14 protein-coding genes and 2 pseudogenes are annotated in these 17,743 nt (G+C 54.2%); 11 read left to right on the forward strand and 5 right to left on the reverse strand.

Going from position 1 to position 17,743, the window contains the following annotated elements; all coding sequences use genetic code 11:
• Window positions 1–2: 2 nt before the first annotated feature.
• Entirely contained in the window at window positions 3–1,073 is a 1,071-nt protein-coding gene (locus tag HV314_RS01475; protein WP_016154829.1) for a sn-glycerol-3-phosphate import ATP-binding protein UgpC, read from the forward strand.
• Entirely contained in the window at window positions 1,070–1,813 is a 744-nt protein-coding gene (ugpQ, locus tag HV314_RS01480) for a glycerophosphodiester phosphodiesterase (protein WP_019078127.1), read from the forward strand. The genes HV314_RS01475 and ugpQ overlap by 4 nt, the downstream gene beginning before the upstream one ends.
• On the opposite strand, the gene HV314_RS01485 is transcribed toward ugpQ, so the two are convergent.
• The gene (locus tag HV314_RS01485) at window positions 1,810–2,250 is read right to left on the reverse strand and encodes a DUF2756 family protein (protein ID WP_181547171.1); all 441 of its coding nucleotides are present in this window, start codon (window positions 2,248–2,250) and stop codon (window positions 1,810–1,812) included. The genes ugpQ and HV314_RS01485 overlap by 4 nt on opposite strands.
• A 118-nt stretch (window positions 2,251–2,368) precedes the next feature.
• Between HV314_RS01485 and ggt the strand changes: the two genes are divergently transcribed.
• Window positions 2,369–4,114, forward strand: a complete 1,746-nt coding sequence (gene ggt / locus HV314_RS01490; protein WP_181547173.1) for a gamma-glutamyltransferase — start codon at window positions 2,369–2,371, stop codon at window positions 4,112–4,114.
• An 82-nt stretch (window positions 4,115–4,196) separates the two neighbouring features.
• On the opposite strand, the pseudogene HV314_RS27235 reads toward ggt, so the two are convergent.
• The 3 genes and pseudogenes from HV314_RS27235 to yhhY all read right to left on the reverse strand — a co-directional run.
• A pseudogene (locus HV314_RS27235) lies at window positions 4,197–4,308 on the reverse strand (hypothetical protein); the annotation flags it as partial.
• Window positions 4,303–5,184, reverse strand: a pseudogene (locus HV314_RS01495) (hypothetical protein); the annotation flags it as partial. The pseudogenes HV314_RS01495 and HV314_RS27235, both read right to left, overlap by 6 nt.
• A gap of 46 nt (window positions 5,185–5,230) precedes the next feature.
• Window positions 5,231–5,719 (reverse strand): N-acetyltransferase, encoded by a 489-nt coding sequence (yhhY, locus tag HV314_RS01500; protein ID WP_101700390.1) that lies wholly within the window; start codon window positions 5,717–5,719, stop codon window positions 5,231–5,233.
• 456 nt (window positions 5,720–6,175) lie between these two features.
• Between yhhY and HV314_RS01505 the strand changes: the two genes are divergently transcribed.
• The 5 genes from HV314_RS01505 to gntU all read left to right on the forward strand — a co-directional run bounded on the left by HV314_RS01505 (window position 6,176) and on the right by gntU (window position 11,262).
• Window positions 6,176–7,213, forward strand: coding sequence for an oxidoreductase (locus HV314_RS01505; RefSeq protein WP_181547177.1), 1,038 nt, complete (start codon window positions 6,176–6,178; stop codon window positions 7,211–7,213).
• A 123-nt stretch (window positions 7,214–7,336) separates the two neighbouring features.
• Window positions 7,337–8,032, forward strand: coding sequence for a quercetin 2,3-dioxygenase (gene yhhW, locus HV314_RS01510; protein WP_016154822.1), 696 nt, complete (start codon window positions 7,337–7,339; stop codon window positions 8,030–8,032).
• Window positions 8,033–8,254: 222 nt separating this feature from the next.
• The gene (gene gntR / locus HV314_RS01515) at window positions 8,255–9,250 is read left to right on the forward strand and encodes a gluconate operon transcriptional repressor GntR (protein ID WP_016154821.1); all 996 of its coding nucleotides are present in this window, start codon (window positions 8,255–8,257) and stop codon (window positions 9,248–9,250) included.
• 141 nt (window positions 9,251–9,391) lie between these two features.
• On the forward strand, window positions 9,392–9,922 hold the full coding sequence (gene gntK, locus HV314_RS01520; RefSeq protein WP_003023475.1) for a gluconokinase: 531 nt from the start codon (window positions 9,392–9,394) through the stop codon (window positions 9,920–9,922).
• Window positions 9,922–11,262 carry a gluconate transporter gene (gene gntU, locus HV314_RS01525; RefSeq protein ID WP_016154820.1) on the forward strand — a complete coding sequence of 447 codons (1,341 nt, stop codon included), beginning with the start codon at window positions 9,922–9,924 and terminating at the stop codon, window positions 11,260–11,262. The genes gntK and gntU overlap by 1 nt, the downstream gene beginning before the upstream one ends.
• A gap of 54 nt (window positions 11,263–11,316) precedes the next feature.
• Here the strand turns inward: gntU and yhgN are convergent, their stop codons facing one another.
• Entirely contained in the window at window positions 11,317–11,910 is a 594-nt protein-coding gene (gene yhgN, locus HV314_RS01530; protein WP_003023480.1) for an NAAT family transporter YhgN, read from the reverse strand.
• Window positions 11,911–12,100: 190 nt separating this feature from the next.
• On the opposite strand from yhgN, the gene asd reads away from it, so the two are divergent.
• The 3 genes from asd to glgX all read left to right on the forward strand — a co-directional run bounded on the left by asd (window position 12,101) and on the right by glgX (window position 17,731).
• Complete coding sequence (gene asd, locus HV314_RS01535) at window positions 12,101–13,207, forward strand: aspartate-semialdehyde dehydrogenase (RefSeq protein WP_016157652.1); 1,107 nt, start codon at window positions 12,101–12,103, stop codon at window positions 13,205–13,207.
• 364 nt (window positions 13,208–13,571) lie between these two features.
• Window positions 13,572–15,755 (forward strand): 1,4-alpha-glucan branching enzyme, encoded by a 2,184-nt coding sequence (gene glgB, locus HV314_RS01540; protein WP_016154817.1) that lies wholly within the window; start codon window positions 13,572–13,574, stop codon window positions 15,753–15,755.
• Window positions 15,755–17,731: a glycogen debranching protein GlgX gene (glgX, locus tag HV314_RS01545; protein ID WP_019078135.1), complete on the forward strand. Its 1,977-nt coding sequence runs from the start codon at window positions 15,755–15,757 to the stop codon at window positions 17,729–17,731. Before glgB ends, glgX begins: the two co-directional genes overlap by 1 nt.
• Window positions 17,732–17,743: the final 12 nt, after the last annotated feature.

Consider the following 17,743-nt stretch of genomic DNA (forward strand, 5'->3'; position numbering starts at 1 on the left):
AAATGGCTGGTTTAAAACTACAGGCAGTAACCAAAAGCTGGGACGGCAAAACCCAGGTGATTAAACCGCTGACACTGGATGTCGCGGACGGAGAATTTATCGTGATGGTTGGCCCATCCGGCTGCGGTAAGTCAACGCTGCTACGGATGGTGGCCGGGCTTGAACGGGTGAGCGGCGGCGATATCTGGATTGATAATAAACGCGTCACCGAAATGGAGCCTAAGGATCGCGGCATTGCGATGGTCTTTCAGAACTACGCGCTCTACCCACATATGAGCGTGGAAGAAAATATGGCCTGGGGGCTGAAAATCCGCGGGATGGGCAAGGAGCATATTGCCGAACGGGTGAAAGAGGCGGCGCGTATTCTCGAGCTGGGTGAACTGCTCAAGCGTCGTCCGCGCGAGCTTTCCGGCGGTCAGCGCCAGCGTGTGGCGATGGGGCGGGCGATTGTCCGTGACCCAGCGGTATTCCTGTTTGATGAGCCGCTGTCTAACCTCGATGCCAAGCTGCGCGTACAGATGCGTCTGGAGTTACAACATCTGCATCGCCGACTGAAAACCACCTCACTGTATGTGACGCACGATCAGGTTGAAGCGATGACCCTCGCCCAGCGGGTGATGGTGATGAACAAAGGCATTGCCGAGCAGATCGGCACGCCGGTTGAGGTATATGAAAAGCCTGCCAGCCGCTTTGTGGCGAGTTTTATCGGCAGCCCGGCGATGAATCTGCTGGACGGGCGCATCAGCGCCTCGGGCACCCATTTTGAGCTGGATGACGGCATGACGTTGCCCCTCGGCAGAAGCGCGAGGGAGTCTGGTGGGCGCAACATGACGTTGGGTATCCGCCCGGAGCATATTGCGCTAAGCTCGCAGGCCGAAGGCGGCGTGCCGTTGGTCGTCGACACGCTGGAAATGCTGGGAGCGGATAACCTGGCACACGGACGTTGGGGTGAGCAAAAGCTGGTGGTGCGACTGGCGCATCAGCATCGCCCGACGGCAGGCAGCACGCTGTGGCTGCATCTGCCGGAAAATCATCTGCATCTTTTTGATGGCGAAACAGGACAACGCGTATGAGTAACTGGCCTTACCCCCATATCGTCGCCCATCGCGGCGGCGGTAAGCTGGCACCGGAAAACACCCTGGCGGCGATCGACATGGGGGCGCGATACGGGCATACCATGATTGAGTTTGACGCTAAATTGTCGAAAGACGGTGAGATCTTCTTGCTGCATGACGACAACCTGGAACGCACCAGCAATGGTTGGGGTGTGGCAGGCGAGCTGAACTGGCAGGATTTATTGCGCGTGGACGCCGGTGGCTGGTTTAGCGGTGAGTTTAAAGGCGAACCGCTACCGCTGCTCTCGCAAGTGGCCGAGCGCTGCCGTCAGCACGGTATGATGGCGAATATTGAAATTAAACCCACCACCGGCACCGGAACGTTAACCGGCAAAGCCGTAGCGCTGGCCGCTCGGGAACTGTGGGCGGGAATGACACCACCGCTGTTGTCATCCTTTGAAATTGACGCGCTTGCAGCGGCGCAGCAGGCGGCGCCTGAACTGCCGAGAGGCTTACTGCTTGATGAGTGGCGCGAGGACTGGCGTGAGCTGACAACGCGGCTTGGCTGCGTCTCTATTCACCTTAATCACAAGCTGCTGGATGAAGCGCGCGTGGATGCGCTGCGCGACGCAGGACTGCGTATTCTGGTGTATACCGTCAACCGACCCCAGCGCGCGGCGGAACTGCTACGCTGGGGAGTGGACTGCATCTGTACCGATGCCATTGATACGATTGGTCCGGATTTCCAGCCCTGTTAAGGCCCAATTGTTTTTAACGGAACGTTAGGCTGCGGCGTGCTGGAGGGCTTCAGCATGTCGCCGTTCTTTTTCTCCGACAGCATATGTTGCTTATTCAGCGAGCTGTCCGGGTTACGGGGTCCACTTAACATCCCACCGTTGCTGTTGGGCAGCATTTGCTGCTGGCTGGAATTAAACTCACCAGGCTGAGACTGAAGGACGCGCTGGGAGTTGGTATTGATTTGGTTTTCCATATGCTGTTGTTGCATACGCGTCTGCGTTTGCAACTGCTGATTGAGCATCCCTTTCTGCTGAATCTGCTGCGATTGCATTTGGGTTTGCATACGCTGCTGGCTCGGGATCTGATAACCGGGTTGATTCGGGTTATTCATGGTGTTGATGGGCTGCGCAAAGCCTGCAAACGGCAACAGCATGGCTAAAAGTAAGAGTCGTTTCATCGCTTTTCTCCTCTCGGGGATCTCTTAAGTTTACTCCTTTCTCGCCGTTACGATGATTATTTCAGAGTTATGCACCAGGCTTAGTGGGGGCTGACCCCCATACATCTGGAGAATAACGATGATAAAACCGACGTTTTTACGCCGGGTAGCCATTGCTGCTCTGCTCTCAGGAAGTTGTTTTAGCGTTGCGGCCGCTCCGGCTGCACCGCCGCCGGTATCATACGGTGTTGAGGAGGATGTGTTCCATCCCGTGCGTGCGCAGCAGGGGATGGTGGCCTCCGTGGATGCGCTTGCCACTCAGGTGGGGGTGGATATTCTTAAACAGGGTGGGAATGCCGTCGATGCCGCCGTGGCCGTTGGCTACGCGCTGGCGGTGACGCATCCCCAGGCGGGCAATCTGGGCGGTGGCGGTTTTATGCTGCTGCGTACCAAAGACGGTAACACCACGGCGATTGATTTTCGCGAAATGGCCCCTGCTGGCGCGACCCGCGACATGTTCCTTGATGAGCAGGGCAACGCCGATGCGAAAAAGTCGCTGACGTCGCATCTGGCATCCGGTACGCCGGGTACCGTCGCGGGTTTCTCGCTGGCGCTGGAGAAATACGGCACGATGCCGCTGAACAAAGTGGTACGTCCGGCGATGAAGTTGGCGGAAGAGGGCTTTGTGGTTAATGACGCACTGGCCGACGATCTGAAAACCTATGGCAGTGAAGTGCTCCCTAATCACGAGAACAGCAAAGCCATTTTCTGGAAAGACGGTGAGCCACTGAAAAAAGGCGATAAGCTGGTACAAAAGAACCTGGCGAAAAGCCTGGAAATGATTGCCGAAAGCGGCCCGGATGCGTTTTATAAAGGGGCTATTGCCGATCAGATCGCCGGGGAAATGCAGAAGAACGGCGGGCTGATGACCAAAGAGGACTTAGCCAGCTATAAAGCCGTGGAGCGTACGCCGATTAGCGGTGACTATCGCGGGTATCAGGTCTTCTCCATGCCGCCGCCGTCCTCTGGCGGTATTCACATCGTGCAGATCCTCAATATTCTTGAAAACTTTGATATGAAGAAATACGGATTTGGCAGCGCCGACGCCATGCAGGTCATGGCTGAAGCGGAGAAGTATGCCTACGCTGACCGCTCGGAGTATCTGGGCGATCCCGATTTTGTGAAAGTGCCATGGCAGGCACTGACCAACAAAGCCTATGCTAAAACGCTTGCCGATCAGATTGATATCAACAAGGCTAAGCCTTCCAGCCAGATAAAACCTGGCAAGCTCGACCCGTATGAAAGCAATCAGACCACTCACTTCTCGGTGGTGGATAAAGACGGCAATGCCGTGGCGGTGACCTATACCCTGAATACCACCTTCGGGACCGGTATTGTGGCGGGTAACACTGGCATTCTGCTCAATAATGAAATGGACGACTTCTCTGCCAAGCCGGGCGTACCGAACGTATACGGTCTGGTAGGCGGCGATGCCAACGCGGTCGGACCGAAGAAGCGTCCGCTGTCATCTATGTCGCCGACTATCGTGGTAAAAGATGGGAAAACCTGGCTGGTTACCGGCAGCCCAGGCGGGAGCCGAATTATCACTACTGTGCTGCAAATGGTGGTCAACAGCATTGATTTCGGGATGAACGTCGCCGAAGCGACCAATGCACCACGCTTCCATCATCAGTGGTTGCCGGATGAGCTTCGTATTGAGAAGGGCTTCAGCCCGGATACAATTAAGCTGCTGGAGCAAAAAGGACAGAAAGTGGCGCTGAAAGAAGCGATGGGCAGCACGCAGAGCATTATGGTTGGACCGGATGGCGCACTGTATGGAGCGTCCGACCCGCGTTCTGTGGATGATTTAACGGCGGGTTACTGAGGATAACGGCCCTCTTCGCTGGAAGAGGGCCGGTTTGGAAGGCCCAATGGCAGTTATTATAATTCATTGTCTCCAGGTAACCTTAGCTTCGTGTTGTTTTGCTCTCTTCGTAGTCTTGTAAATATTTCTCCAGCGGCCAGGCAGTGCCTAAACCAAAGATTTCGCCGCTATCTTTTATCGATGATGAATGGCGCATATCGCTGCAGCGATTCAGACCAGCGGAATATTTGGCTGCTTTTATCCTGCAGGTTTACTCGCTCTAAATAATAAAACTCGTGCGTTTTTGCCGAACGCATTTTGAGGATATATTTACTCTCGCTGATGTCGTGCTGTCTTGTACCGTCTTTATTCCACTCTCCGGCGATGTCCGTATATTGATAAACAAGGTCGGAATACACGTTGATTATCCTGTTGTCTTTGATCGCATAGAGCTCCAGCACTTCATAAAATGCGCCGCCGCCGGAATACGCCTCAGAGTATCCACCGCGCACCCCAAACGCCAGCGTATCGGGTGCGATCCGGTACGGTGCCAGATCTAGTTTTGTATAATAGGCCAGCGGTCTGACGGACTCATCATCGCTCTCTTTTTCGGCGGTTTTATTCCACTCAGAGAGTTGGTTTAATGGTTTTTCCGAGCGTGCAATCGGCGTTAGCTGTTGGTTCTGCCAGGAAAAAACGCCGAGATATAATTTATTGGCGCGCCCGTTGCTGTAGTTTTCCGGACAGTTGTTATCCGCGTATTTCTTTGCCTGCCCGGCGTCGGCCGGATTGTCGGCGAAACAGGCGACACCGATATATTTGCCGTCTTTGCCCCAGGCTTTGGCACCCGTGAGGATCAGGTTGTCAGGATCTTCATTCGGCGCAACCCAGGCAATCCACGCGTTCTCAGATAATCCCTGTGGAAGCTCGCCAAATCCTTTGGCTGGGGTTGCTCCCGCCATTTGCTCAGCAAAAATCTGTTTACCTTCCGGGTGTTGAATGGCGCTGGGCACGGAATCGAGATTTTGTACGGTAATGGCGAAAGCAGGGGAGAGTGCTGCCAGCAACACCAGGAGAAGGTACTTTTTCACTCTTGCGTCCTTTCAATAAGAAGGGCGATAAGACTCGCCCTTAATTTTATTTCACGCGCGCCATAAAGTAGGCATCCACGTATTCACCGTTGCGCAGGCCGTATTTCTTACCTGTGCCTTCGATTTCAAAGCCGTATTTCTTATACACCGCCACGGCCGGCTCATTATCAACAAATACCGTTAGCTCAATACGCTCGACGCGCAGCCAGTTGTCGCACATGTCGATCATTGTGCGAATCAACGCGCTGGCAACGCCGCGATTGTGCCACCGTGCATCCACGCAGATACCAAAATCGGCCACGTGGCTGCGCCGCGGACGCTGGGCAACGTCGATGCACAAATGACCAACGACAATTTCATCAATGCAGGCGACCAGCTGTTTTATACCGGGTCGATCGGCTAGCCGCTCCTGCCACATCTCCACGGAAGGATGAGGAACCTGTAGCGTGTTGTGGTACACCTCCGGCTGGGCGTGGATCTGACGAATTGCGTCGTAATCTTTCGGTTCAGCGTGGCGTATCACTATCTCACTCATTCCTTATCTCCAGCAGGGTTAATTGTGTATTTACACTCGCTGAGAAAGAAAATTCCGTCAACTGCATTTTTTTGCAAAAAGAAGTAGACAAGTGCGAATGAGAATGATTATTATTGCTCTGCGTTCAGGGGAACCCCTACGGAGAACCTGAAAGCACGACATTGCTCACATTGCTTCCAGTATTACTTTAGCCAGCTTTTGCTGGCTTTTTTTTTGAGGTTTTGTGTCTGCCTGGCTTACTTGCCATTTCGTCCCCGGGAAGTGCTCGTGCTCCTCACGTACATTTAGTACGCTCCGGGCCCTGCGCGCTTGCCGTGAACAAACTGCCTGCGACGCCGACGGCCGATCCTGTCGCCCTGTGGTGCAGTTCAAGCGCCATCCGGCAAAGAATCCAACATTCAGTCTCCAGCCGCTTTGCGCTATGGTGTAGACAATCACCTTCGAAAGGATCGTCTCATGACCTTACACTGCGCATTTATTGGTTTTGGTAAAAGCACCACTCGCTACCATTTGCCGTACGTCCTCAACCGCAAAAATAGCTGGCATGTCGCGCACATTTTTCGCCGCCACGCCAAGCCGGAAGAGCAGGCGCCACAATATTCACATATTCACTTCACCAGTGACCTTGACGAGATCTTAAACGATCCGCAGGTGAAGCTGGTGATCGTCTGTACCCATGCTGACAGCCATTTTGAATACGCCAAACGCGCGCTGGAAGCGGGTAAAAACGTGTTGGTTGAGAAACCCTTCACGCCGACGCTTGCGCAAGCAAAAGCACTGTTCGAACTGGCGCAAAGCAAAGGGCTGACCGTTACGCCATATCAGAACCGTCGTTTTGATTCCTGCTTCCTCACCGCTAAAAAAGCGATTGAGAGCGGCAAGCTCGGCGAAATTGTTGAGGTTGAAAGCCATTTCGATTACTACCGCCCCGAGGCGGAAACCAAGCCGGGACTGCCGCAGGACGGCGCATTCTATGGTCTGGGCGTACACACCATGGATCAGATTATCTCGCTGTTCGGTCGTCCCGATTGCGTGGCCTATGACATCCGCAGCCTGCGCAACAAAGCGAACCCGGACGATACCTTTGAAGCACAGCTGTTCTACGGCTCTCTGAAAGCCATTGTTAAAACCAGTCACTTGGTGAAAATCGACTATCCGAAGTTTATCGTTCACGGTACCAAAGGCTCGTTTGTGAAGTACGGCATCGACCAGCAGGAAACCAGCCTGAAGGCCAATATCATGCCAGGTGAGCAAGGTTTCGCTGCTGACGATTCCATTGGGATGCTGGAGTACGTTAACGATGACGGCCTGACGGTAAAAGAAGAGGTGCAGCCGGAAGTGGGGGATTATGGTCGCGTCTATGATGCGCTTTACCAGACGCTGACAGCCGGTACGCCTAATTACGTCAAGGAATCTGAAGTTCTTACCAACCTGGAACTCCTCGAACGCGCCTTTGAACAGGCTTCTCCGGCGACGATAACTCTCGCCAAATAGCTTGCGCAGACTCCTCTGGGCTTGTTCATTTTTTTTGAACAGAGGAGTCAATTTTCACCCTCTATGATCCTCGGCGGATTGAGTCCACACTTACTCCATCGAAAACATCTGGGGGTGAACACAATGATCTACTTACGCAAAGCTAATGACCGTGGCCACGCTAATCATGGCTGGCTCGATTCCTGGCATACTTTCTCTTTTGCCAACTACTATGATCCAAATTTTATGGGGTTCTCGGCACTGCGCGTGATTAACGATGACGTGATCGACGCAGGTCAGGGCTTTGGTACTCATCCCCATAAAGACATGGAAATCCTGACTTACGTGCTGGAAGGCGCGGTGGAACATCAGGACAGCATGGGGAACAAAGAGCAGGTTCCGGCCGGTGAGTTCCAGATAATGAGCGCCGGGACGGGGATCCGTCACTCGGAGTACAACCCGAGCAATACTGAGAAGCTGCATCTGTATCAGATTTGGATCATGCCGCAGGAAAACGGTATTACCCCACGCTATGAGCAGCGCCGTTTTGATGCCGCTCAGGGTAAACAACTGGTGCTGTCGCCGGATGCCCGTGATGGCTCGCTGAAAGTGTACCAGGATATGGAACTGTACCGTTGGGCACTGATCAAAGATGAGCAGTCGGTGCATCAGATTGCCGCTGAACGCCGCGTCTGGATCCAGGTAGTAAAAGGTAACGTGACAATTAACGGGACCAAAGCGACCACCAGCGATGGTCTGGCAATCTGGGATGAACAGGCCATTTCTATTCATGCCGACAGCGACAGCGAAGTGTTGTTGTTTGATCTGCCGCCAGTATAAAAATACACGGCATCCTTCAAGCTGCATCTGTGTTGGCTTTCCTCGCTCACCCGGTCGCGTACTTAATGTACGCTCCCGGGGATTTACTGCGTCGCCGCCTTGATGCAACTCGAATGATTTTGTGTATTTCTCACAATAAAAAACTCCTTTTTTTCTCTGCGAAGGTTCACGCACGTCCGTGGTAAACTGGGGGAATCTATCCCTTTTTAACGCTTCAGGACGATGAAAAAGAAAAGACCCGTACTTCAGGATGTAGCCGACCGCGTGGGCGTGACCAAAATGACGGTCAGCCGCTTTTTGCGTAACCCGGAGCAGGTCTCCGTGGCGCTGCGGGGCAAAATTGCCGCTGCACTTGATGAGCTGGGTTATATTCCCAATCGCGCTCCTGATATCCTTTCTAACGCCACCAGCCGCGCTATCGGCGTGCTGTTACCGTCTCTTACTAACCAGGTTTTTGCTGAAGTGCTACGCGGCATTGAGGCTGTCACTGACGCTCATGGTTATCAAACCATGCTGGCGCACTACGGCTATAAGCCTGAGATGGAACAAGAGCGTCTGGAATCGATGCTGTCGTGGAATATTGATGGCCTGATCCTCACCGAACGTAGCCATACGCCCCGTACGCTGAAAATGATTGAGGTTGCCGGTATCCCGGTGGTTGAGCTGATGGACAGCCAGTCCCCATGTCTTGATATTGCCGTGGGCTTCGACAACTTCGAAGCCGCGCGTCAGATGACAGCCGCTATCATCGCCCGCGGGCACCGTCATGTTGCCTATCTTGGCGCACGCCTTGATGAACGTACTATCATCAAACAGAGAGGCTACGAGCAGGCAATGCGCGATGCCGACCTGGTGCCGTACAGCGTGATGGTGGAGCAGTCTTCTTCCTACTCCTCCGGTATTGAACTTATCCGTCAGGCGCGGCGTGAATACCCGCAGCTCGATGGTGTCTTTTGTACCAACGATGACCTGGCGGTAGGGGCGGCCTTCGAATGCCAGCGTTTAGGGCTGAGAATCCCTGATGACATGGCGATTGCCGGATTCCACGGTCACGACATCGGGCAGGTGATGGAGCCGCGTCTGGCGAGCGTGCTCACGCCGCGTGAACGCATGGGCAGCATTGGCGCAGAACGTCTGCTGGCGCGCATCCGCGGTGAAGCCGTCACACCTAAAATGTTAGATTTAGGTTTCACCTTGTCACCGGGCGGATCTATTTAAGCCAACAAGTTTGAAGTAGCTCACACTTATACACTTCGAGCACGAATGGATATTGCTTCTCTATTTATCCGGCTGGACAATGTTACCGATAACAGTTACCCGTAACAATTTCCTGATTCTTGTACCAGTGGGGGCAACGCTTTGAGCACGACTAATCATGATCACCACGTTTACGTTCTGATGGGCGTATCGGGCAGCGGTAAATCTGCTGTCGCCAGCGAAGTGGCGCATCAACTGCAGGCCGCGTTTCTTGATGGCGATTTTCTCCATCCGCGCAGCAACATCATGAAAATGGCTTCTGGTGAGCCACTCAACGATGACGACCGCAAACCGTGGTTACAGGCGTTGAATGACGCCGCCTTTGCGATGCAGCGTACCAACAAGGTTTCGCTGATCGTCTGTTCCGCCCTGAAAAAAGTCTACCGCGACCAGCTACGCGACGGTAACCCGAACCTCTCTTTCATCTATCTGAAAGGGGATTTTGACGTTATCGAAAGCCGCCTGAAAGCGCGTAAAGGCCACTTCTTCAAAACGCAGATGCTGGTGACCCAGTTTGAAGCGCTGGAAGAACCGGGTGCGAATGAAAACGATGTACTGGTGGTCGATATCGATCAACCACTGGACGGTGTGGTCGCCAGCACCATTGAGGTTATTAACCAGGGCAGTAAGTAGTGAGTACATTAACGCTTGTTTTAACAGCAGTAGGGTCTGTTTTATTACTGCTGTTTTTAGTGATGAAGGCGCGTATGCACGCCTTCGTTGCTTTGATGGTGGTATCCATTGGTGCAGGTCTCTTTTCCGGTATGCCGCTCGATAAAATCGCGGCGACCATGGAAAAAGGGATGGGAGGCACGCTCGGTTTCCTGGCGATTGTTGTGGCGCTGGGGGCGATGTTCGGCAAGATTTTGCATGAGACCGGCGCTGTCGATCAGATTGCCGTCAAAATGCTGAAATCCTTCGGTCACAGCCGCGCACATTATGCGATTGGCCTGGCCGGTCTGATTTGTGCGCTGCCGCTATTCTTTGAGGTGGCGATTGTGCTGCTGATTAGCGTGGCATTCTCAATGGCGCGCCATACGGGGACAAACCTGGTTAAGCTTGTGATCCCGCTGTTTGCGGGCGTAGCGGCGGCTGCGGCATTCCTGCTGCCTGGGCCTGCGCCGATGCTGCTGGCCTCTCAGATGCACGCCGACTTTGGCTGGATGATCCTGATTGGCCTGTGTGCCGCGATTCCGGGCATGATTATCGCTGGGCCGCTGTGGGGGAATTTCATCAGCCGTTACGTCGAGCTGCACGTACCGGAAGATATTTCCGAGCCGCATTTGGGCGAAGGCAAAATGCCATCCTTTGGCTTCAGCTTATCGCTTATCCTGCTGCCGCTGGTTCTGGTGGGGCTGAAAACTATCGCCGCACGCTTTGTTCCGGTCGGTTCTACAACCTATGAATGGTTCGAGTTTATCGGTCACCCGTTTACCGCGATTCTGGTTGCCTGTCTGGTGGCGATTTACGGTCTGGCGGTACGCCAGGGCATGCCAAAAGACCGCGTGATGGAGATCTGTGGTCATGCGCTGCAGCCAGCGGGGATTATTCTGCTGGTGATTGGTGCGGGCGGTGTGTTCAAACAGGTTCTGGTTGATTCTGGCGTCGGTCCGGCGCTGGGCGAAGCGTTAACCGGTATGGGCCTGCCGATTGCCATCACCTGCTTCGTGCTGGCGGCGGCGGTGCGTATCATTCAGGGTTCCGCGACCGTGGCCTGCTTAACGGCGGTCGGTCTGGTGATGCCGGTGATTGAGCAACTGAACTACTCCGGTGCCCAGATGGCGGCACTGTCTATCTGTATCGCGGGCGGCTCTATCGTGGTCAGCCACGTTAACGACGCCGGTTTCTGGTTGTTCGGTAAATTTACCGGTGCGACCGAAGCGCAAACGCTGAAGACCTGGACGATGATGGAAACCATCCTCGGCACGGTCGGTGCGATTGTCGGTATGATTGCCTTTCAGCTGTTGAGCTGATGGCATTGCCCGGTGGCGCTTGCGCTTACCGGGCCTACAAAATCAAAAAAGCGATCACCCCTTCATCCACATCCTTACGCCGTCGAGGAACATCTGGGTAGCCATCATCACCAGAATCAGCCCCATCAGGCGCTCCAGTGCGTTCACCCCTTTTTCGCCCAGCAGACGCAAAAACAGCGAAGACTGCAGCAAAATCACAAAAGTACCACCCCAGGCGATCAGCAGCGCAATCACCAGATGCCCCATCTGATTAGGGTATTGATGCGACAACAGCATTAATGAAGCCAGGATTGTCGGACCGGCTACCAGCGGAATCGCCAGCGGCACGATAAACGGCTCTTCGCCTGCCGGAAGCCCGGTGCTATTCCCGGTGGCGCTGGGGAAAATCATCTTAATGGCGATCAGGAACAAAATGATGCCCCCTGAGATCGATACGGTTTCCGCGCGCAGGTTAAGAAATGCCAGTATTTTCTCGCCCGCAAACAGGAATATCAGCATCACCAACAGTGCAATAAACAGCTCGCGAATCATAATCGCGCGGCGGCGTTTGGGTTCGGTATGTTTCAATACGGACATGAAAATGGGCAGATTTCCGAGCGGATCCATAATAAGGATCAATAAAACTGCCGCTGAAATGATTTCATTCATAACTCAAATTCCCTGATAATTACTGCGGACTTTCTGCTTGCTTGCGCAGCGGGATAAGTCGCATTACTGATGGCTTCGCTATCATTGATTAATTTCACTTGCGACTTTGGCTGCTTTTTGTATGGTGAAGGATAGGCCAGTAGGATACTGGTTAGCATACACAGCACACATCTCTGCAGGAAAAAACGCTATGAAAAATGTTGGTTTTATCGGCTGGCGCGGTATGGTCGGCTCTGTTCTCATGCAACGCATGGTTGAGGAGCGTGACTTCGACGCCATTCGCCCTGTTTTCTTTTCTACTTCCCAGCTCGGGCAGGCGGCACCGACATTCGGTGGAACCGCGACCGGCACGCTTCAGGACGCTTTTGATCTGGATGCGCTGAAGGCGCTCGATATCATCGTGACCTGTCAGGGCGGCGATTATACCAACGAAATCTATCCAAAGCTTCGTGAAAGCGGTTGGCAGGGTTACTGGATTGACGCGGCCTCTTCGCTGCGTATGAAAGACGATGCCATCATCATTCTCGATCCGGTTAACCAGGATGTCATCACTGACGGGCTGAACAAAGGTATTAAGACCTTTGTCGGCGGTAACTGTACCGTTAGCCTGATGCTGATGTCCCTCGGTGGCCTGTTTGCCAATGACCTGGTTGACTGGGTTTCCGTGGCGACCTATCAGGCGGCCTCTGGCGGCGGCGCGCGCCATATGCGCGAACTGCTGTCCCAGATGGGCCATCTGTATGGCCATGTGGCCGATGAACTGGCAACCCCTTCCTCTGCTATTCTCGATATCGAACGTAAAGTGACGACCCTGTCCCGCAGCGGTGAACTGCCGGTTGATAACTTTGGCGTACCGCTGGCCGGTAGCCTGATTCCGTGGATCGACAAACAGCTTGATAACGGTCAGAGCCGCGAAGAGTGGAAGGGACAGGCTGAAACCAACAAAATTCTTAACACCTCTTCCGTGATCCCGGTTGATGGTCTGTGCGTGCGCGTCGGTGCGCTGCGCTGCCACAGCCAGGCGTTCACCATTAAACTGAAAAAAGATGTGTCTATTCCGACCGTGGAAGAACTGCTGGCAGCGCACAATCCGTGGGCCAAAGTCGTGCCAAACGATCGGGATATCACCATGCGTGAGTTAACCCCGGCGGCCGTTACCGGCACGCTGACCACGCCAGTAGGCCGTCTGCGTAAGCTGAATATGGGACCGGAGTTCCTGTCAGCCTTTACCGTGGGCGACCAGTTGCTGTGGGGTGCTGCAGAGCCATTGCGCCGTATGCTGCGTCAGTTGGCGTAATGTGGGACTGCCTGATGACGCCACGTTTATCAGGCCTACAAACGACGCGAACCACCTGGCCGGATCAGTCAATACGGCTCTCCGGCAGAGTGATTTCGTGTTTTAACAATGGGTGCTGAGTCACCCATTTTTTTGCGTAATACAGGAGTAAGCGCAGATGTTTCATTTTTTACCAGGAGTAAGATAAAGCATTGGCTATTCTTTAAGGGTGACTTAGTACCGGAGGTATTAAGTTGTTGCCTGAAGGTGGGACGACGCAGAGAGGATGCACAATTGTGCTGCGCCGTTCAGGTCAAAAAAAGTGTCACTACCTGATGTCGAAGATCAGTTGGAAGGCGTGACACCATAAAACAGGATGACAACCATGTCCGTTCGTATCGATAGAGACGTGATTAATGCGCTAATTGCAGGCCATTTTGCGGATCCTTTTTCCGTACTCGGAATGCACCAAACTGACGCTGGACTTGAAGTCCGCGCCCTATTACCTGACGCCACCGAAGTGTGGGTGATCGAACCCAAAACCGGACGCAAAGTCGGCAAGCTGGACTGCCTCGACTCTCGCGGTTTTTTCTGTGCTGTACTTCCCCGCCGTAAAAATTTCTTTCGCTATCAGTTAGCTGTTGTCTGGCATGGACAGGAGAATCTGATTGATGACCCTTATCGTTTTGGCCCGCTGATCCAGGATATGGATGCCTGGCTGTTATCTGAAGGTACGCACCTGCGACCTTACGAAACGCTGGGCGCGCATGCGGATACCATGGATGGCGTAACCGGTACGCGCTTCTCCGTCTGGGCGCCTAACGCTCAACGCGTGTCAGTGGTTGGGCAGTTCAACTACTGGGATGGCCGTCGCCACCCGATGCGCCTGCGCAAAGAAAGCGGTATCTGGGAGCTGTTTATCCCCGGCGCGCAGCATGGTCAACTGTATAAATACGAGATGATCGATGCGAACGGTAAGCTGCGAATCAAAGCGGACCCTTACGCCTTCGAAGCGCAAATGCGCCCGGAAACCGCGTCGCTTATCTGCGGTCTGCCGGAAAAAGTGGTGCAAAGCGAGGAGCGAAAAAAAGCCAACCAGTTTGATGCGCCGATCTCTATCTATGAAGTGCACCTGGGCTCATGGCGTCGTCATACCGATAACAACTTCTGGCTGAGCTACCGCGAACTGGCGGATCAACTGGTGCCTTACGTCAAGTGGATGGGCTTTACCCATCTCGAACTGTTGCCGATTAATGAGCATCCGTTCGACGGTAGCTGGGGCTACCAACCTACCGGTATGTATGCGCCGACCCGTCGTTTCGGGACGCGTGATGATTTCCGCTATTTTGTGAATGCCGCGCATCAGGCCGGACTGAACGTCATTCTCGACTGGGTGCCGGGCCATTTCCCGTCGGACGACTTTGGTCTGGCAGAGTTTGATGGCACCAATCTGTATGAGCACAGCGACCCGCGCGAAGGGTATCACCAGGACTGGAACACGCTGATCTACAACTACGGTCGCCGTGAAGTCAGTAACTATCTGGTGGGCAATGCCCTGTACTGGATTGAACGTTTTGGTATCGATGCGCTGCGCGTAGATGCCGTGGCGTCGATGATTTATCGCGACTACAGCCGTAAAGAAGGGGAGTGGGTCCCGAACGAATTTGGCGGTCGTGAAAACCTCGAAGCCATTGAGTTTTTACGCAATACCAACCGTATTCTTGGCGAGCAGGTGCCGGGGGCCGTGAGCATGGCGGAAGAGTCCACCGACTTTGCCGGCGTTTCAAGGCCGCAGGATATGGGCGGTTTAGGATTCTGGTATAAGTGGAACCTCGGCTGGATGCACGACACGCTGGACTACATGAAGTTGGATCCGGTTCATCGTCAGTTCCATCACGATAAGCTGACCTTCGGCATGCTGTACAACTACACCGAAAACTTTGTCCTGCCGCTGTCGCACGATGAAGTGGTACACGGTAAAAAATCAATTCTCGATCGCATGCCGGGGGACGCATGGCAGAAGTTTGCCAACCTGCGCGCCTACTACGGCTGGATGTGGGCCTTCCCGGGCAAGAAACTGCTGTTTATGGGCAACGAGTTTGCTCAGGGGCGTGAGTGGAACCATGACGCCAGCCTCGACTGGCATCTGCTGGAAGGCGGCGATAACTGGCACCACGGCGTACAGCGTTTGGTGCGCGATCTGAACCTTACTTATCGTCATCACAAAGCGCTGCACGAGCTTGATTTTGACGCCTATGGCTTCGAGTGGCTGGTGGTAGATGACAAAGAACGTTCGGTGCTGGCTTTCGTTCGTCGTGACAAAGTCGGTAATGAAATCATCGTTATCAGCAACTTTACGCCAGTACCTCGCCACGGCTATCGCTTCGGTATCAATCAGCCGGGCAAATGGCGCGAAATCCTCAATACCGACTCGATGCATTATCACGGTAGCAATACCGGTAACGGCGGCGCGGTGCACAGCGATGAAATCGCCAGTCATGGTCGTCAGCACTCACTGAGCCTGACGTTGCCACCGCTGGCAACGATCTGGCTGGTGCGGGAGGGATAATGACGCAACTGGCAACCGGCAACGCCACCCCCCATGGTGCAACGTATGACGGCCATGGCGTCAATTTCACCCTCTTTTCGGCCCACGCTGAACGCGTTGAATTATGCGTATTCGATGAGCAAGGCTGCGAACTCCGCTACGACCTGCCGGGGCGTAGCGGCGATGTCTGGCACGGCTATCTGGCCAACGCCCGTCCCGGTCTACGCTATGGCTATCGCGTCCATGGTCCGTGGCAACCGCAGCAGGGCCACCGGTTTAATCCGGCGAAACTGCTGCTTGACCCTTGCGCGCGTCGGGTGGATGGCGAGTTAAAAGATAACCCACTGCTGCACGGTGGGCTGAATGAACCGGATCATCATGATAATGCCGCCATCGCGCTGAAGGGCGTGGTGGTGTCCGACCATTATGACTGGGAGGATGATGCCCCGCCGCGCACGCCGTGGGGCAATACCGTAATTTACGAAGCGCATGTCAAAGGGCTGACGTATTTGCATCCTGACCTGCCGGAAGAAATTCGCGGGACCTACAAAGCGCTGGGTCATCCGGTGATGATCGACTATTTCAAGCGCCTCGGCATTACCGCGCTGGAGCTGTTACCGGTGGCGCATTTCGCCAGCGAACCGCGGCTTCAGCGACTGGGCCTGTCAAACTACTGGGGCTACAACCCGGTGGCGATGTACGCGCTGCATCCGGCCTATGCCAGCTCGCCGGAGAGTGCGCTTGATGAGTTTCGCGACGCGGTAAAAGCGCTGCATAAAGCGGGTATTGAGGTCATTCTCGACATCGTTTTAAACCACAGCGCCGAGCTGGATCTCGAAGGACCTGTCTTCTCGCTGCGCGGAATTGATAACCGTAGCTATTATTGGATCAGAGATGATGGCGATTACTACAACTGGACCGGTTGTGGGAACACCATCAATCTGAGCCATCCTGGCGTTGTGGAATACGCATGCGAGTGCCTGCGCTACTGGGTTGAAACCTGCCATGTGGATGGTTTTCGTTTTGATTTGGCTTCCGTCATGGGGCGTACGCCTGAGTTTCGTCAGGATGCTCCGCTGTTTACCGCGATCCAAAACTGTCCGCTGCTTTCACGCGCCAAGCTGATTGCGGAACCGTGGGATATTGGTGAAGGCGGGTATCAGGTGGGGAATTTCCCCCCGCCGTTTGCCGAGTGGAACGACCATTTCCGCGATGCGACGCGACGTTTTTGGCTCCAGCGTAATCTTTCGTTGGGCGAGTTTGCCGGACGTTTTGCCGCATCCAGCGACGTGTTTAAACGCCCGGGCCGCAATCCCAGCGCCACGGTCAATCTGGTGACCGCGCATGACGGTTTTACGCTACGCGACTGCGTTTGCTTCACAAATAAGCACAATGAAGCGAATGGTGAGGAAAATCGCGACGGCACTAGCAATAACTACAGTGACAATCATGGTAAAGAAGGATTAGGCGGCTCGCTGGACCTGATTGAGCGGCGGCGCGACAGCATTCATGCGCTGTTAACCACGCTGTTGCTCTCCCAGGGAACGCCGATGCTGCTGGCGGGTGATGAGCATGGTCATAGCCAGCACGGTAATAATAACGCTTACTGCCAGGATAACGCCTTAACCTGGCTGGACTGGCAGCAGGCAAACAGTGGGCTAACCACATTTACCGCCGCGTTGATTCATCTGCGCCGGCAAATACCTGCATTAACAGGCGATTGCTGGTGGGAAGAGGGCGATGGCAATGTTCGTTGGCTGAATAAGTACGCACAACCCTTAAGTGCGGATGAGTGGCATAACGGCCCGAGGCAGATGCAAATCCTGCTTTCAGATCGTTTCCTGATTGCAATAAACGCCACGCTTGAGGTGACAGATATCGTTTTACCTGAAGGGGAATGGCACGCCATTCCCCCATTTGCCGGAGAGGATAATCCGGTGCTTACGGCGGTCTGGCAGGGACCTGCGCACGGACTGTGTGTGTTCCAGAGAAGATAAAAAGGAGTTAGT

Source organism: Citrobacter sp. RHBSTW-00887, from assembly GCF_013728095.1.
In the GTDB taxonomy this organism is placed as follows: domain Bacteria; phylum Pseudomonadota; class Gammaproteobacteria; order Enterobacterales; family Enterobacteriaceae; genus Citrobacter; species Citrobacter braakii.

What these genes read in the sequence shown, in the direction of transcription:
- HV314_RS01475 (WP_016154829.1), top strand. Translation starts at nt 3, where the DNA reads ATGGCTGGTTTAAAACTACAGGCAGTAACCAAAAGCTGGGACGGCAAA.
- ugpQ (WP_019078127.1), top strand. Translation starts at nt 1,070, where the DNA reads ATGAGTAACTGGCCTTACCCCCATATCGTCGCCCATCGCGGCGGCGGT.
- HV314_RS01485 (WP_181547171.1), bottom strand. Translation starts at nt 2,250, where the DNA reads ATGAAACGACTCTTACTTTTAGCCATGCTGTTGCCGTTTGCAGGCTTT.
- ggt (WP_181547173.1), top strand. Translation starts at nt 2,369, where the DNA reads ATGATAAAACCGACGTTTTTACGCCGGGTAGCCATTGCTGCTCTGCTC.
- yhhY (WP_101700390.1), bottom strand. Translation starts at nt 5,719, where the DNA reads ATGAGTGAGATAGTGATACGCCACGCTGAACCGAAAGATTACGACGCA.
- HV314_RS01505 (WP_181547177.1), top strand. Translation starts at nt 6,176, where the DNA reads ATGACCTTACACTGCGCATTTATTGGTTTTGGTAAAAGCACCACTCGC.
- yhhW (WP_016154822.1), top strand. Translation starts at nt 7,337, where the DNA reads ATGATCTACTTACGCAAAGCTAATGACCGTGGCCACGCTAATCATGGC.
- gntR (WP_016154821.1), top strand. Translation starts at nt 8,255, where the DNA reads ATGAAAAAGAAAAGACCCGTACTTCAGGATGTAGCCGACCGCGTGGGC.
- yhgN (WP_003023480.1), bottom strand. Translation starts at nt 11,910, where the DNA reads ATGAATGAAATCATTTCAGCGGCAGTTTTATTGATCCTTATTATGGAT.
- asd (WP_016157652.1), top strand. Translation starts at nt 12,101, where the DNA reads ATGAAAAATGTTGGTTTTATCGGCTGGCGCGGTATGGTCGGCTCTGTT.
- glgB (WP_016154817.1), top strand. Translation starts at nt 13,572, where the DNA reads ATGTCCGTTCGTATCGATAGAGACGTGATTAATGCGCTAATTGCAGGC.
- glgX (WP_019078135.1), top strand. Translation starts at nt 15,755, where the DNA reads ATGACGCAACTGGCAACCGGCAACGCCACCCCCCATGGTGCAACGTAT.